Below are 13,285 nucleotides of genomic sequence, written 5' to 3' on the forward strand. Positions count from 1 at the left end.
GTGTGAATTCTACGAGTCGTCATCCACTCGGATACGATTTGCTATTTACGTTCTATTGGTTCGCGAAAAATGCGGAGAATACCGCCTTAAATGTGGTATTGGTACCCAAGGTCATCTTGATGATTGTTGGCAGTGCATCGAGTGGCGGCTGGCTGTCGGCGGTCTCAGTGGGGTCATCAATCATTGGGGCGCTCGCGTTTCCTTTGATGGGATATCTCTCTGACCGCTCGCGGAATCGATTTGGACGTCGTCGCCCTTTTATGGTAGTTGGAATCCTGCTGTCGTTCATTTTTCTTCATGGCACGCTTTTTTCCCACGCCATCTTTTGGATGGGGCTTTCAGTGCTCATTTTGCAGGTGGTGCACGCGATGGCATCCATTCCCTATGAGGGCCTGGTGGCCGATCAATTGACCGAAAGCCGTCGCGGCTATGTCACGGGACTCATGGGCATGATGTCGCAGGTGGCTAACTTGGTGGGGGTAATCTTGGCCACCTTCTTAAGTTTAGAAGTGGTTTTTATTGCCTTGGTTTTCTTACAACTGTTGGGGCTATTGACCACGATCTTGGCGGTCCGGCACGAAGCGGTGCCAAGTCGGGAGTCTATGGCTCAGTCTAAAGGGTTTTGGGAGGGAATCTGGATTTCACCACGTCGCCATGGTCAGTGGTGGTGGGTATGGATATCGCGAGTGGCGGCGATGACCGGATTTGCGGTGGTCTACACCTATTTGTATTATTACTTGAAATTCGTCGAGCATCGGTCCGATCCCGGATTTGCCATTGATATTATGTTGATTGTGGTGACATTAGGGGCGGTCGGGGCCAATGTGATTGCGGGATCATGGTCAGATCGTCTCCGCAATCGCAAGTGGATTACCCTGCTCGGTAGCGTGGTGATGGCCGTTGCGGCGATGGGGTTTGCATTAACGGGTGGGATGGTCGCGGCCTATGCCGTGAGTTTCGTATTCGGTGTCGGTTACGGGATGTATCAAGGGACCGAACGGGCGCTTCTCATTGACGTGCAGCCTAATGCCACCCAGGCCTCGAAGAGCTTTGGGATGTGGCAGGTATCGTATAATCTGGGGGTACTGTTGGGATCTCTTATCGGCGGCATCTTGATTTCTACGCTCGCCCATCGCGTGCCTCTCGGACTCACGTATCGAGGACTTTACTTTAGCACGGTGATTTTCTTTGTTCTCGGAGCGCTCGCCCTCATCAAAGTGAAACCCCGCGTTGTGAATATAGGAAATCTGGCGGAGGGAGCTGCGAAATGAGGGGGGATTGGACACATCAGCCCTTTCTTTGGGGTACGGCTACCGCCAGTCACCAAGTCGAAGGGAATACCACGAATGACTGGACCCGGTGGGAAGATGAGGGCCATGTAGCCCACCAAGAACGATCGGGGGCAGCCGCCAACCATTGGGAACTCTATGAGGAGGATTTCAAACTACTCGCCTCGGGAGCGACCAACGCCTATCGGTTTTCGGTGGAGTGGAGTCGCATCGAGCCGCAACCCGGTCACTTTGATGAGGAGGCCATAGCGCGTTATCGCACCATGGTGTTGACGATGAGAAGATATGGGCTCGAACCGGTGATGACACTCTACCACTTTACCCTACCGCAGTGGTTTAGTGATGGCGGGGGGTGGCTACAGCCGGAGGCGATTCGTTTCTTTGAGCGATACGTCGCCTACGTGGTAGCCCAGATGGGGGATTTAGTAGATTGGTACGTCACCATCAATGAGCCGATGGTGTATGCGGTCAATAGCTATCTCTATGGCATCTGGCCGCCTGGTCGGAGGACCCTTAAGGACACGTTAACGATCGCCAGTGTGTTGGTTCAGGCACATATCAAAGCTTATCAGGTGATTCGAGAAATTAAGCCCGATGGTGCAATTGGCTTGGCACATCATCTCATGGTCTTTGATCCCTGGACACGGACCCCGTGGGATACCGGATTGGCCCGCATTTTGGCGTATGCGTTTAACTGGCGTTTCATCAAGCAAGTGAATCAATATCAGGATTTCTTAGGGGTGAACTACTATACGCGGTCATGGGCTTCGATAAGGAAGCCGCTGACGCCGATACCGTCGCGAGTCGGCGATACCGTGTCGAATTTGGGCTGGGAAGTATATCCTCACGGCCTCTACCGGCTTTTAATGGAGGCCTATCGCCGGTATGACCGTCCGTTACTCATCACCGAGAATGGGATTTCTACTGATATCGACGCGGAGCGGGAGGCATTTCTGCAGCAGCATCTCTATGAGGTCGATCACGCGAAAATCGATGGGGTCCCTGTGATCGGCTATTTTCATTGGTCCTTTATAGATAATTTTGAATGGGAATCAGGCTTTGCACCGCATTTTGGTTTAGTGGCGGTCGACTATGACAATTACCGTCGTACCCCACGAAGGAGTTTTTATACTTATCAACGGTTGATTCAGCAATACCAAGCAACAAATCGTAGAGGAGGCACCTTAGATGGCGCATGAAGCATTTTCTGCAGCATGGAATGAGGAGTTTCAAGAGCAAATTAATCGTAGCGATGCGTATAAGAGCGCGGCTCAGAGTTGGGATGCGCCCATGATCTTGCGACTTACGATGGATAGTGGGGAGACGACCGGCGTCTATCTGGATTTGTATCATGGGGAGTGTCGAGAAGCCCGTACGATAGAGAAGGGTGTGGATCCGTCAGCGACCTATGTGTTATCGGCCGATAGTGAAATTTGGCAGTCCATTTTACAAGGGGATATTGACGTCTTGTCGGCTCTCATGTCTGGGAAGATTGTACTGGAACGCGGGTCCGTGTCGGCGTTAGCCAGTTATGTGCTCGCAGCTCACGAACTGGTGGAGTGCGCTAAGCGCATTGAGACGGTATTTCCTGAGTAACGTCTTTTTCTAGCCACCACGGCTATAACGGGTGCATAGTGAGCAAATGGCTATGCACCCTTCTCCGTTAGCAATCATCCTCGGAATGCGACGGTCTGACCCCTATTTTTCCCACACGCGGCGACCGCGGCGCAGGTATCGAATCATCAGCGAAAGGAGACAGGCCACAAAGGCCACCATGCCTGCGACAATGGCGATGGAGCGTCCCGGATGATGCGCGAAATTGATCCAACGACTGAGGATCGGAATGGCCGGAATTAGGTAGAGCAGCAAACTGACCGGGAGAAATGTTAAGGTAATAAAGCCGAAGAGTTGCATATTACGGGAGTCGCGCCTTAGACTGCGATCGCGCAACTCGTTTTCCCGTTCGCGTTCCAAATCGGCAAGGTAGTTATCAATGTCATGCACTTCTTCTTTAAGCTCGTTGTACATCCGCACCACATGAAACTCCTGTTGCCATCGCTCATAAATGTGGTTTCGCTCTTCACTCATCGAGGCTTGGCTGAAATAGCAACGTGAGGTGAAGTCATAGATTTCCTCGCGCAGTTTGCGCAGTTCGGCGCCTCGCTCTGGCGATAGTCCCGCATCGGCCGCTGCCATCGCATACCGTAAGATACTGAGTCGTTGATGATAGGGGATGAGCATCATGTAAAAGTAACTGGTACGGAAGGACGCCATCGCTGGGGCATGGTCGCCTGAAAAGTGACGGAGACCATTATCGTAGGCCAGAATATACCCGCCATCCAGTGCTTGACTGTGAATTACATTGTGATAGGGCATCCAATGATGAGTAGAGTCTTCAAGGTGAATTTCTGAAAAGGTACTGATGTTATTGGGCGTAAAGGTTTTACGAAGAATGGTGAGATGATGCTGCGCGAATTCAAAAAATTGTTCGTCCAGCGTTTCAATCGAGGATTCTGTATGTGGTCTGAGCAACATGGCCCCATACACCGGTAAAAATCGGTCCACCATGGGAGTAATGGTGGTCTCTTTATCTTCGTAAAATGAATTCAGCAACGACGTAATCAGATCGCGAATGGTGAGCTGTTCTTGGGACTCGCACAGCGTCGAGATGCTAAAGACATCATCGCCTTCAGGTGTCAAATCCTGTGGGTTTGTAAGCGTGAACGGTGTGCCATGGATGAGTGAAGCTAACTGCGCATTACCCCATTCGACCTCTTCTACCGTGAGCGCATGGTCATTAATGCGCACCGGTTCCACTTCAATCGCTAAGCACGCGACACCATTAAAGAATACATGGAGGACAATGTCGCGAATGCGAAAGTCGAGACCCTCGACATGTTTTTCCGTGACAAAGGTAAATAGGGCCTCAGGATGAAGGCAACGGCCAGATAACTCAAATCGACGATGGTTGGTGGGAAGCTGTAAGTACTGCTTAACGTAAGGCAGCATATTTTCGAGTTCACGGGGATTAAACTCTTGCTCTACCCAGGTTCCACGATGGGCGCGGTCAGCGACTCGAAGTGCTGAGAAATCATCTTCGATGGTGGCGTGATTGGTGAAGAGAAAAGGATAGAGAAATTTAGTCCAGTTTTCTGCGATTTGCCATTCTTCTTGCCGCTGCGCACTCACTTCATAGGGGCCAATCATGGTAGTGGGGGTTTTTGTTTCTGCCATCGTCTCATCACCTCGTCGCCTGCAATTTTGGTCTTATACTAGCGACTTTGGGTCCAAATGCAAAGCGCAGCGCTTTTAAAAACCTTAATCGCTCCGTCAGTGGAAGTCATTGATACTTGAATGAAGGGCCAATCTCATAGTATAATGCATTTCGATTGCTGGCGTAGCTCAGTTGGTAGAGCAACGGTTTCGTAAACCGTAGGTCGTCGGTTCAAGTCCGACCGTCAGCTCCATAAAAATTTAAGCACCGCAGCCATTGCGGTTTTTTTTTTTTTTTTTTTTTCGTCCGCCGCGAGATGCTATCGGAACCGTTCCTCGAGACCATGATGACAGCGGTTCATACGCCAGTGCTGGAAGGGATGAGGATCCCTATCGATGACGCCTCCTAGGGTTCCCATGACGCTCACACTTAATGCCACGCAAATTCTTAGTGACAACATCGCAGCCTGTGTTCACGGTGGTGGGTGGGGCGGAGAGACGATGGATGGCGGGCAAGGAGAAATGGTTCGCGTACCATTGGCGGACGGGACTCTCGTTAAAATTCCTGAAGGGGAATATTCAGACGACATGCTGGCCTCGTTACTTACCTTGTCCGATGTTATGGGCACCGGGCACCATGCCGCAATGAGCGCATGAAAAGCCCGGTGATTCGGTGGCAGTGGTAGGCGACGGTGCGGTAGGATTGTGTGCCATTATTGCGGCGAAGCGTTTGGGAGCTAAGCGCATTATTGCACTCAGTCGCCACCCGGACCGCCAGACCGTGGCGAGCGAATTTGGTGCTACCGACATCGTGAGCGGGAGCGGAGAAGAGGCTGTAGACGCTGTTTTGAAGCTCACCGGAGGCGTTGGAGTGGATGCTGCGCTTGAATGTGTAGGCACCAATCAGGCCATGCGGACGGCAATTGGAATTGCGCGTCCTGGTTCCACAATAGGGAGTGTAGGTGTACCAACGGATGTGGAAATTCCTTTCCAAGAGATGTTTTTCAAGAATGTCGGTATTCAAGGCGGACCAGCCCCAGTAAGGACCTATATTCCGGAATTGCTACAGGACGTGTTGGCAGGAGCAATGAATCCCGGCCGCATCTTCGATCTTCGCACGGATTTAGATCACATCGTCGAGGCCTACCAGGCCATGGACCAGCGTCGCGCCATCAAATCATTGCTGCGTGTGAGCGATCGCTGATGAGGCCATGATGGATTACGGTGGGCGCGCTTAGAATGAGGTGGAGGGAGTGTATCCATGCCATGTAAACAGTGACTTTGAATAATGGGGTCGAGATACCGATTTTGGAATTCGGTGTATATCAAATGAGCGATGCGGAGGGTCACGAGGCTGTCCGAGAGGCATTAGCGACCGGATTTCGATTGGTGGAGGCTCCGGCGTCCTATCACAATGAAGCAGCCGTTGGTCGGGTCATTCAAGAAAGTGGCATAAGGCGAGAAGAGTTGTTTATTACCACTAAATTGTAGATTCAGGATGGGGGCTATGAGTTAACCAAACGAGCGTGTTTCCGATCGCTGGACGGCTTACGCCTCGACTATTTAGATTTGTATCTGATTCACCAGCCTGTATGGTGCGTGGCGGGCGATGGAGGATTTGTATCGGGAGGCAGAGTTCGATCTATCGGCGTGAGTAACTTTGAACCAGATCGGTTGGTGGACCTGATTCTCCATCATGACGTAGGTCCTGCAATCAATCAAATCGAGACGCATCCCTTTCACCAGCAAATCGACAGTGCCCACATCATGAGGGAGTACCACGTACAGATGGAATCGTGGGGGCCTTTCGCGTAAGGACGTCATCATATATTGGATAATGCCGTGTCGCTGAGCATAGTCGAAAACCATAACAAATCGGTGGCCCAAGTCATCTTGCGCCGGTTGGTGCAACACAAAATTATCGTGATACCCAAGACGGTGCACCAGGAAAGTATTCGGGAAAACTACCAGATTTTTGATTTCACTCTGGCCCTGAAGGAGCTGGCCGATATTGAGACACTCGGTACGCACCAAAGCGTATTTTTTTCGCATCGCGATCCGGCGATGGTTCGGTCTCTTAGTAGCCGGACTTAGACATCTAAAAAAGACCCCGGATAATGGCCGAGCGGCTGATATCAACACACCTGTAAATTGGGTTACGGGTGAGAAAGGCGACGTCTCCTGGCCCTTATGCCTAGGACAGGCGAATACTGATTTCTTTAAGGCATACAAGCAGACAGGAGGAGCGAAAGATGGAGTATACGAAGCTGGGCCGTTCGGGGCTTGAGGTATCCCGGCTCTGTTTAGGATGTATGGGTTTTGGGGTATCATCCGGACGTTGGGAACATCCGTGGGTGGTTGAAGAGGAGCCAAGTCGCCAAATTATCAAGAGGGCACTTGACCTAGGTATCAATTTTTTTGACACCGCCAATGTGTATTCAGACGGTACCAGCGAAGAGTTTTTGGGCCGCGCCCTGAAGGAGTACGCCCGGCGTGATGAGGTAGTGGTAGCTACTAAGGTCCATTTTCCTATGCATGATGGGCCAAATGGGGTGGGACTGTCCCGGAAAGCTATTCTGACGGAAATCGATCAGAGTCTACGGCGATTAGGGATGGACTACGTGGATTTGTACCAGATCCATCGATGGGACTACAAAACACCCATTGAAGAGACCATGGAGGCCCTGCATGATGTCGTAAAGGCGGGTAAAGTGCGATACATTGGGGCTTCCGCCATGTATGCCTGGCAATTTCTTAAGGCTCTCTATGTGGCGGACGCTCACGGATTGACGCGCTTTGTGTCTATGCAGAACCACTGGAATCTCCTTTACCGAGAAGAAGAGCGGGAAATGGTACCACTGTGTGAAGAAGAAGGTATCGGCATGATTCCCTATAGTCCCCTGGCCTCGGGACGCCTAACGCGGGGACGGGATCAAACGACCCATCGTTCCGAAACAGACCGCGTGCAAAGGCACAAATACGAGGCCATGGCTACTATGGACCAACCGATTGTGGATCGGGTTGCGCAGTTGGCTGATCAGCATGGGGTGTTGCGCTCGCAAATTGCCCTGGCGTGGCTATTGCAGCAGCGAACTGTGACAGCGCCCATTCTCGGAGCGACGAAGTTGTCGCATCTGGAGGATGCGGTTGGCGCTCTAACGCTAAAGTTGACACCGGACGAGTGTGCGTTCGTCGAGGAGCCTTATGTGCCGCATGCGGTCGTGGGAGCGTTATAGGCTGACTGCATCTCAATCGGACAGGACATGGAAAGGCCAGAGGGCCGTCTATGCCCTGTCACGGATGAGGGCCTAGTGCGGAGATCTAATGTTCGGAAGCGGGTCAAGTCAAGTGACGCACCCAGTCTTTCGGAAGAACCCACTAGCCATATGGTCGGGAGACTGCCGGACCGTGCAATTTTTTCACGACTAGCGCCCTCCGGGAATAACTAGGTTCCCCCACGCACATGCTGGCAATACCAAGTGTTGGCGCAAAAGGCGCACTCGATGGTAAAATTGTTCTTTTATTTGTTGCATATGATATTATTGTCGCTGTGATAATGATTAACTTAGTGTAGGTGAGGAAAAGTGGATTCAACAGAGGACCGCCCGTCGGAATCGGAAGTCAAGGCCCTCAAGGCAGTTGTCAATCTCATTCGAGTGTCTGAGCCATTGATTTTTGACCTGTGGCGCAGTCACGAGTTAACCATTGCTCAGGTTCAGTGTCTGCGGGTCCTGAGTCTTCAGGATGAGCAAGCGGGGGAATTGGCAAAAAAACTTTCCATGTCGTCGACCTCGTTGACGCGCATCTTGGAACGTCTCGAGTCGCGCGCTTTGGTTGAACGAACTACCGACTTACATGATCGGCGGCGTGTATGGGTGCGTCTGACAGAGACGGGGCGTACCAGGGTTAGTGAGTTGACAAGTTGGTATACCACCTCACTTTTTGTGGCCATTCAGCAGATGACGGCGCACGACAGAGAGGTGTTCACTTACGCGTTGAATTCTTTTACTAACGCCGTCCACGACATTGAGAATGGTGGTAATGAGACGATTGGATTGTCATCAGCGGATGATGCACAATAGGAGGGACACGAAAAAATGGCTAGCGGCGTATCGCATTCGGCCCCTTCGCATCGTGGGGTGGCATATAAATGGATTGCGTTAACTAATACCACCTTAGGAATTTTAATGGCGGCAATCAATGAAACCATTCTTATTATTTCTTTGCCAGCTATTTTTCGCGGGATTGACGTTAACCCTTTGGCAAAAGGCGAAACCAGCCTCTTGCTATGGATTTTGATGGGATTCAATGTGGCTACCACCATCCTCTTAGTCGCTTTCGGGCGCATTTCCGATTCCTACGGACGAGTGAAGTTATATAATCTTGGCTTTTTGATTTTTACCGCGGGATCGATTTTGCTATTTTTTACGCCAGGAAAAGGTCTCACGGGAGAGTGGGAGCTCATCATTTTCCGATTTGTTCAAGGCATTGGGGGCGCTTTTCTCTTTGCCAATAGCGCCGCGATTCTGACCGACGCCTTCCCCGCCAATGAACGGGGGTTCGCATTGGGGATTAACCAGATTGCGGGCATTGGGGGGGCGGTGATGGGATTGGTGGTCGGCGGGTTATTATCGGCCATCGACTGGCGAGCCATTTTTCTCGTGAACGTCCCGTTTGGGATTGCCGGCACCATTTGGGCCTACTTGGCCCTTAAAGAGACCGCCGCAAAGCGGGAAACCAAGCGCATTGACTGGTGGGGGAACCTTACGTTTGCGGCGGGCTTGCTCGGTGTCATGTTGGGATTGACTTACAGTATTAACCCCTATAGGAACCATGCCATGGGATGGTCCAGTCCCTTCGTGCGTATCAGTCTCTTTGGGGGAATCGCACTACTGATTGCCTTCGTGATCATTGAGAATTTTGTTGAAGATCCGATGTTTCACCTGCCACTTTTTAAGACCAAGGCTTTTGCCATCGGAAACTTTACCAGTCTTATGGGCGCTATTGCGCGCGGTGGCTTGTCGTTTATGCTGATTATCTGGCTACAGGGAATTTGGCTTCCCATGCATGGGGTGTCGTTTACGCATACCCCGCTTCAAGCGGGCATCGACACCATACCTCAGATGGCAGGGTTTTTTGTGTTTGGCCCGATCAGTGGAAAACTTTCTGATCGTTATGGTGCTCGGTGGTTCGCCACCATTGGCATGCTGGTGAGTGCTATGGGATTTTTCTTATTGCAGACGCTCCCGTCCGATTTTCACTATTGGACCTTCGCCTTTTATATTTTTGTCGTGGGAGCAGGGATGGGGCTCTTTGCATCACCCAATACGTCGGCCATCATGAGTTCCGTGCCGCCCCGCTTTCGCGGAGTGGCCTCCGGCATGCGAGCCACCTTCATGAATGCTGGGCAGATGTTATCCATGGGGATCTTCTTCTCTATGGTGATTACTTCGCTTGCGACCGGGTTACCTCACACGATTGTTCAAGGATTGAAGCGGTTTGCCTTACCCAGTGCCATGATTCACGGTATCGCGCACTTACCACCGATGTCGGTACTGTTCGCGGCTTTGTTGGGATACAATCCCTTGAAACTGTTGCTGGGAGAAACCGCTAGCGGTCGGGCGGTATTGGCTCACCTTCCGACGTCCCAGCGGGCTATGTTGGTCAGTCCCCATTTCTTTCCGACGCTCATTGCTCATCCCTTTATGGATGCTCTGCGTCTGGTATTCTGGTTTGCCGCGGCAATGACGTTTCTTTCGGCGTTGTTATCGGTATTTCGAGGGGACCGCTTCATCTATGAGGATGGGGATACCGCGAAGCCTGCAAGGGTTCACGGACCAGTTCGTCCCGGTTCCGACTCGCGAGCATCCCTTGTGGGGGCGCTTTCCGCCGTGTGGACAGCGAAAGACGGTGCGGATCTCGATGCGCCGCTCGAACGGGAGCAACAACTGCGTCGCGCATTAGCGCATTTATCGGTGTCGCTAGGGCAGCGCCAATCCTTCGATGGCGTCGCGAGTCCAGAAGAGTTACAACAGATGGCGGAAGTCCCGGACCGTCCCTTGGATACGGTAGAGAGTCGCCACTAGCGACGCGTCTTCAGGGCTGCGAACGAAAATATGTGATATGAGGTAGGAGGTTATGTGATGGTCACGAAATATGTATGGCCAATGGCCACGTCTGCGGTTGTGGTGGTCGCTGGGATGGCACTCTTAATCTGGCCCTTTGCGCTACACACCAATGTGGGCGGTTGGACCCATGCGACCATGAGCGACTTTTGGTCTGGCATTGGGTTGGTGGTGCTGGGCCTAATAAGCTTGATGGCCTGGTACGGTGGGCTGCGTAAGGAACTTGTTTCTCTTGGGGTGATGGAGGAAAAATCCAAAGCGGTGGACGCGTCGCGGCCCGAAGAATTTTCAGTACCTCGTGGTAACGATGACAATCTGGACCAGTTATTGCGCCCGCTGGCTGAAACCGTTTTGCGTGACTTAACCGAGCAATTAGCCGCCAAAGAGGGGCACCGCAGCGGAGGAGGGAATGCATCATGAAAATCGGTAGTTGGATGAGCCTCTTAGGGGTGTTGGCAGGAATGTGGGTGATGGCATCTCCCTATCTGATAGGGTATGCGCCAAAACATGGGAATCCATGGTCTGGCATTGTCCTAGGAACGGATATTCTCGGGGCGATAATCGTGGTGGTCTCCCTCTTAGGACTGGTAGCCTTTTGGGGATTACGGCTACGCGAAATTTCGCATCGTCACTCGACATTAGTCGAAGACTGAATCGGTTGATTACCAAGAGGGGCTGGCGAGGAATGGATCATCCTCTACCAGCCCAACCTGCCTTAGTTATCCCTAGAGCGTTTTTTCAAGGACCTCTTTGAGGTCCTCCGGCGTCACGCGGGGTTCGTAGCGGCCGACAAACTGTCCCGTGCGGTCGAATAAAAATTTGGTGAAGTTCCATTGGATCGGCCCTGCAGGCTCGAGACTGGTGAGGTAGTCGTATACGGGCGCGGCCGAGTCGCCATTCACTTCCACTTTGGCATAGACAGGAAATTCTACGCCATAGTTCACTTGGCAAAATTCCTGAATTTCGTCATCCGTACCAGGTTCCTGTTGGCCAAATTGGTTGCACGGAAATGCGATAATCGCGAGCCCTTGTTCATGATAGGTGCGATAAAGATCTTGAAGTCCTTGATATTGGGGGGTAAATCCGCACTGACTGGCAGTATTGACAATCAGGAGGGCTGAGCCTTCATAGGTCTTTAGGGGTTGTTCCTCGCCCCCCGCTGTTTTTACCACGTAATCATAGATACTCACTGATCCATCCACATCCTTCCTATGGCGCTATGCTCTTAGTGCTTCTCTCATTATACGGATAACCAGGGATAACGGCGTATTTTCTTGGCAGGCATTGCCGCGACCCGAACACCATCTTGACCTTTGACCACAGTCCCTGTGAGACCATGAGGGTCGTTCATCACGGGACCCCAATTGGGGCATCCTCAGGGGGACCAAGCGATGGCGAGAATTGGGGGAGTGACGGTTCCCTATTTTGGGGACCGTGGTGACGACTTCAGGCGGGGGGCTTCTGTTATAGTAGAAGAAGATCTGGCGGAGCGGACTCGGAATGCGATGGAGAGGGTCCTCTCCTCGATGTTCGACTACTACATACTGAGGGTTTGACGATGCGAATTTTGGTGGCCCCGGAACGATTTTATCCCACGATGAAGGCCCAGGCCGTGGCGCAATCTATAGCGCGAGGGTTAGCTCGTGTTGGGCCATCGGTCGAATGTCTTTTATATCCCATGGCCAGCGGGGGAATTGGGACAACCGATATCGCCGTACGGATTGCGGGTGGACGGGTAAAACATGAAACGATTGTCTTGGCGAATCGCCATAGCCGAGAGGTTAAATGGGCGCTCCTCCCGGACGGGACGGCCATTTTCGACGCCAAAGACGCACTCGGCAATCCAGACGGCCCGGCCGTCTTGAATAAAGCGTATACCGATAGCCGGCCGTTGGCACAAATGGTGATGCAGTTATCCGCGTATACGCCTCGTCAAATTGCCATTGCGCTCGGTGATGTCTTGGCTGCCGACGGCGGTCTGGGACTCCTACAGATCTTTGGAGTTCAAGCATATGATGATGAAAATCGTGAACTCATCACGGGCACGCGTCATTTATTGAAAGTTGAACGATTAGATTTTTCTGGTCTTCGTCCGCCAGCGGTTCCGATTGTGGCTCTGACGGATAGCGGGATGACCTGGAATATGCGAGTCCAGCAAGAGGACTTTCAACTCGATCTCATCCATGGCGGGCTTATGTTCGCTGCGGCACGCTTTGTGGCGGCGTTGGCCGAGCATATTGCATTGCCGTTAAGCGACATGCCCTGTACGGGAGTCGGAGGGGGGCTCGGGATGGCACTGGCCTTTCTTGGCTCGCAATTTCAGTCGGGGGCCGAATTTTTAGTGGAATTGGGGTCCATCCGACCGGTGATTGCCACGGTGGACTATATCATGACGGGCAGTGTCCGACTGACCCGCGATAGTCGGCGTCATGCCGTGGGCGTGATGGCGAATGCCGGCCAGATGATGAAGGTGCCGACGGTGAGTTTGGCCCTTGAGCTCCGAGACGGATACACGGACCTCTATCAGGAGGGGCTACGAGGGGTGTACCCCATATTAGACCGCCCCCGTAGTGTGCGTGAAGCCCATCGAACCATGGCATCCTTGATTGAAAAGGCGGCGTACGGGGCGGGCATGTGGTTGAGATAACGATGAATCGG

Annotated in this window: 14 protein-coding genes, 1 tRNA gene and 1 pseudogene; 14 read left to right on the forward strand and 2 right to left on the reverse strand. The window is 52.3% G+C overall.

Annotated features, from left to right (window positions below; all coding sequences use genetic code 11):
• The first annotated feature begins 2 nt into the window (after positions 1 to 2).
• From ACOJWD_RS12490 to ACOJWD_RS12500, 3 genes are read left to right on the forward strand one after another with little or no spacing between them, the layout of a single operon-like run.
• Positions 3 to 1,271, forward strand: coding sequence for an MFS transporter (locus ACOJWD_RS12490; protein WP_486993563.1), 1,269 nt, complete (start codon positions 3 to 5; stop codon positions 1,269 to 1,271).
• Positions 1,268 to 2,488, forward strand: coding sequence for a glycoside hydrolase family 1 protein (locus ACOJWD_RS12495; protein WP_486993564.1), 1,221 nt, complete (start codon positions 1,268 to 1,270; stop codon positions 2,486 to 2,488). Before ACOJWD_RS12490 ends, ACOJWD_RS12495 begins: the two co-directional genes overlap by 4 nt.
• Complete coding sequence (locus ACOJWD_RS12500; protein ID WP_486993565.1) at positions 2,478 to 2,885, forward strand: SCP2 sterol-binding domain-containing protein; 408 nt, start codon at positions 2,478 to 2,480, stop codon at positions 2,883 to 2,885. The genes ACOJWD_RS12495 and ACOJWD_RS12500 overlap by 11 nt, the downstream gene beginning before the upstream one ends.
• A 102-nt stretch (positions 2,886 to 2,987) precedes the next feature.
• On the opposite strand, the gene ACOJWD_RS12505 is transcribed toward ACOJWD_RS12500, so the two are convergent.
• Positions 2,988 to 4,523 (reverse strand): hypothetical protein, encoded by a 1,536-nt coding sequence (locus tag ACOJWD_RS12505; protein ID WP_486993566.1) that lies wholly within the window; start codon positions 4,521 to 4,523, stop codon positions 2,988 to 2,990.
• A gap of 157 nt (positions 4,524 to 4,680) precedes the next feature.
• On the opposite strand from ACOJWD_RS12505, the gene ACOJWD_RS12510 reads away from it, so the two are divergent.
• The 10 genes and pseudogenes from ACOJWD_RS12510 to ACOJWD_RS12555 all read left to right on the forward strand — a co-directional run bounded on the left by ACOJWD_RS12510 (position 4,681) and on the right by ACOJWD_RS12555 (position 11,280).
• Positions 4,681 to 4,756: transfer RNA gene (locus tag ACOJWD_RS12510), tRNA-Thr, on the forward strand.
• 142 nt (positions 4,757 to 4,898) lie between these two features.
• Positions 4,899 to 5,159 carry a hypothetical protein gene (locus tag ACOJWD_RS12515; protein WP_486993567.1) on the forward strand — a complete coding sequence of 87 codons (261 nt, stop codon included), beginning with the start codon at positions 4,899 to 4,901 and terminating at the stop codon, positions 5,157 to 5,159.
• 16 nt (positions 5,160 to 5,175) lie between these two features.
• The gene (locus ACOJWD_RS12520) at positions 5,176 to 5,706 is read left to right on the forward strand and encodes a zinc-binding dehydrogenase (RefSeq protein ID WP_486993568.1); all 531 of its coding nucleotides are present in this window, start codon (positions 5,176 to 5,178) and stop codon (positions 5,704 to 5,706) included.
• 125 nt (positions 5,707 to 5,831) lie between these two features.
• Positions 5,832 to 6,317, forward strand: a pseudogene (locus tag ACOJWD_RS12525) (aldo/keto reductase).
• A 15-nt stretch (positions 6,318 to 6,332) separates the two neighbouring features.
• Positions 6,333 to 6,596: a hypothetical protein gene (locus ACOJWD_RS12530; RefSeq protein WP_486993569.1), complete on the forward strand. Its 264-nt coding sequence runs from the start codon at positions 6,333 to 6,335 to the stop codon at positions 6,594 to 6,596.
• A gap of 158 nt (positions 6,597 to 6,754) precedes the next feature.
• Positions 6,755 to 7,738, forward strand: a complete 984-nt coding sequence (locus ACOJWD_RS12535; RefSeq protein WP_486993570.1) for an aldo/keto reductase — start codon at positions 6,755 to 6,757, stop codon at positions 7,736 to 7,738.
• A gap of 348 nt (positions 7,739 to 8,086) precedes the next feature.
• On the forward strand, positions 8,087 to 8,584 hold the full coding sequence (locus ACOJWD_RS12540; protein WP_486993571.1) for a MarR family winged helix-turn-helix transcriptional regulator: 498 nt from the start codon (positions 8,087 to 8,089) through the stop codon (positions 8,582 to 8,584).
• Between the two features lie 15 nt (positions 8,585 to 8,599).
• Entirely contained in the window at positions 8,600 to 10,588 is a 1,989-nt protein-coding gene (locus ACOJWD_RS12545; RefSeq protein WP_486993572.1) for an MFS transporter, read from the forward strand.
• A 57-nt stretch (positions 10,589 to 10,645) separates the two neighbouring features.
• Positions 10,646 to 11,047, forward strand: a complete 402-nt coding sequence (locus ACOJWD_RS12550; protein WP_486993573.1) for a hypothetical protein — start codon at positions 10,646 to 10,648, stop codon at positions 11,045 to 11,047.
• Positions 11,044 to 11,280, forward strand: coding sequence for a hypothetical protein (locus ACOJWD_RS12555; RefSeq protein ID WP_486993574.1), 237 nt, complete (start codon positions 11,044 to 11,046; stop codon positions 11,278 to 11,280). Before ACOJWD_RS12550 ends, ACOJWD_RS12555 begins: the two co-directional genes overlap by 4 nt.
• A 72-nt stretch (positions 11,281 to 11,352) precedes the next feature.
• Here the strand turns inward: ACOJWD_RS12555 and ACOJWD_RS12560 are convergent, their stop codons facing one another.
• Positions 11,353 to 11,817, reverse strand: coding sequence for a glutathione peroxidase (locus ACOJWD_RS12560; protein ID WP_486993575.1), 465 nt, complete (start codon positions 11,815 to 11,817; stop codon positions 11,353 to 11,355).
• Positions 11,818 to 12,185: 368 nt separating this feature from the next.
• On the opposite strand from ACOJWD_RS12560, the gene ACOJWD_RS12565 reads away from it, so the two are divergent.
• The gene (locus tag ACOJWD_RS12565; protein WP_486993576.1) at positions 12,186 to 13,274 is read left to right on the forward strand and encodes a glycerate kinase; all 1,089 of its coding nucleotides are present in this window, start codon (positions 12,186 to 12,188) and stop codon (positions 13,272 to 13,274) included.
• The last annotated feature ends 11 nt before the right edge of the window (positions 13,275 to 13,285 follow it).

This window comes from Sulfobacillus sp. TH-112 (genome assembly GCF_057473405.1).

Excerpts from the sequence above, each read along its gene's own strand:
- ACOJWD_RS12495 (WP_486993564.1), top strand. The coding sequence starts at position 1,268 with ATGAGGGGGGATTGGACACATCAGCCCTTTCTTTGGGGTACGGCTACC.
- ACOJWD_RS12500 (WP_486993565.1), top strand. The coding sequence starts at position 2,478 with ATGGCGCATGAAGCATTTTCTGCAGCATGGAATGAGGAGTTTCAAGAG.
- ACOJWD_RS12505 (WP_486993566.1), bottom strand. The coding sequence starts at position 4,523 with ATGGCAGAAACAAAAACCCCCACTACCATGATTGGCCCCTATGAAGTG.
- ACOJWD_RS12515 (WP_486993567.1), top strand. The coding sequence starts at position 4,899 with ATGACGCCTCCTAGGGTTCCCATGACGCTCACACTTAATGCCACGCAA.
- ACOJWD_RS12535 (WP_486993570.1), top strand. The coding sequence starts at position 6,755 with ATGGAGTATACGAAGCTGGGCCGTTCGGGGCTTGAGGTATCCCGGCTC.
- ACOJWD_RS12545 (WP_486993572.1), top strand. The coding sequence starts at position 8,600 with ATGGCTAGCGGCGTATCGCATTCGGCCCCTTCGCATCGTGGGGTGGCA.
- ACOJWD_RS12550 (WP_486993573.1), top strand. The coding sequence starts at position 10,646 with ATGGTCACGAAATATGTATGGCCAATGGCCACGTCTGCGGTTGTGGTG.
- ACOJWD_RS12555 (WP_486993574.1), top strand. The coding sequence starts at position 11,044 with ATGAAAATCGGTAGTTGGATGAGCCTCTTAGGGGTGTTGGCAGGAATG.
- ACOJWD_RS12565 (WP_486993576.1), top strand. The coding sequence starts at position 12,186 with ATGCGAATTTTGGTGGCCCCGGAACGATTTTATCCCACGATGAAGGCC.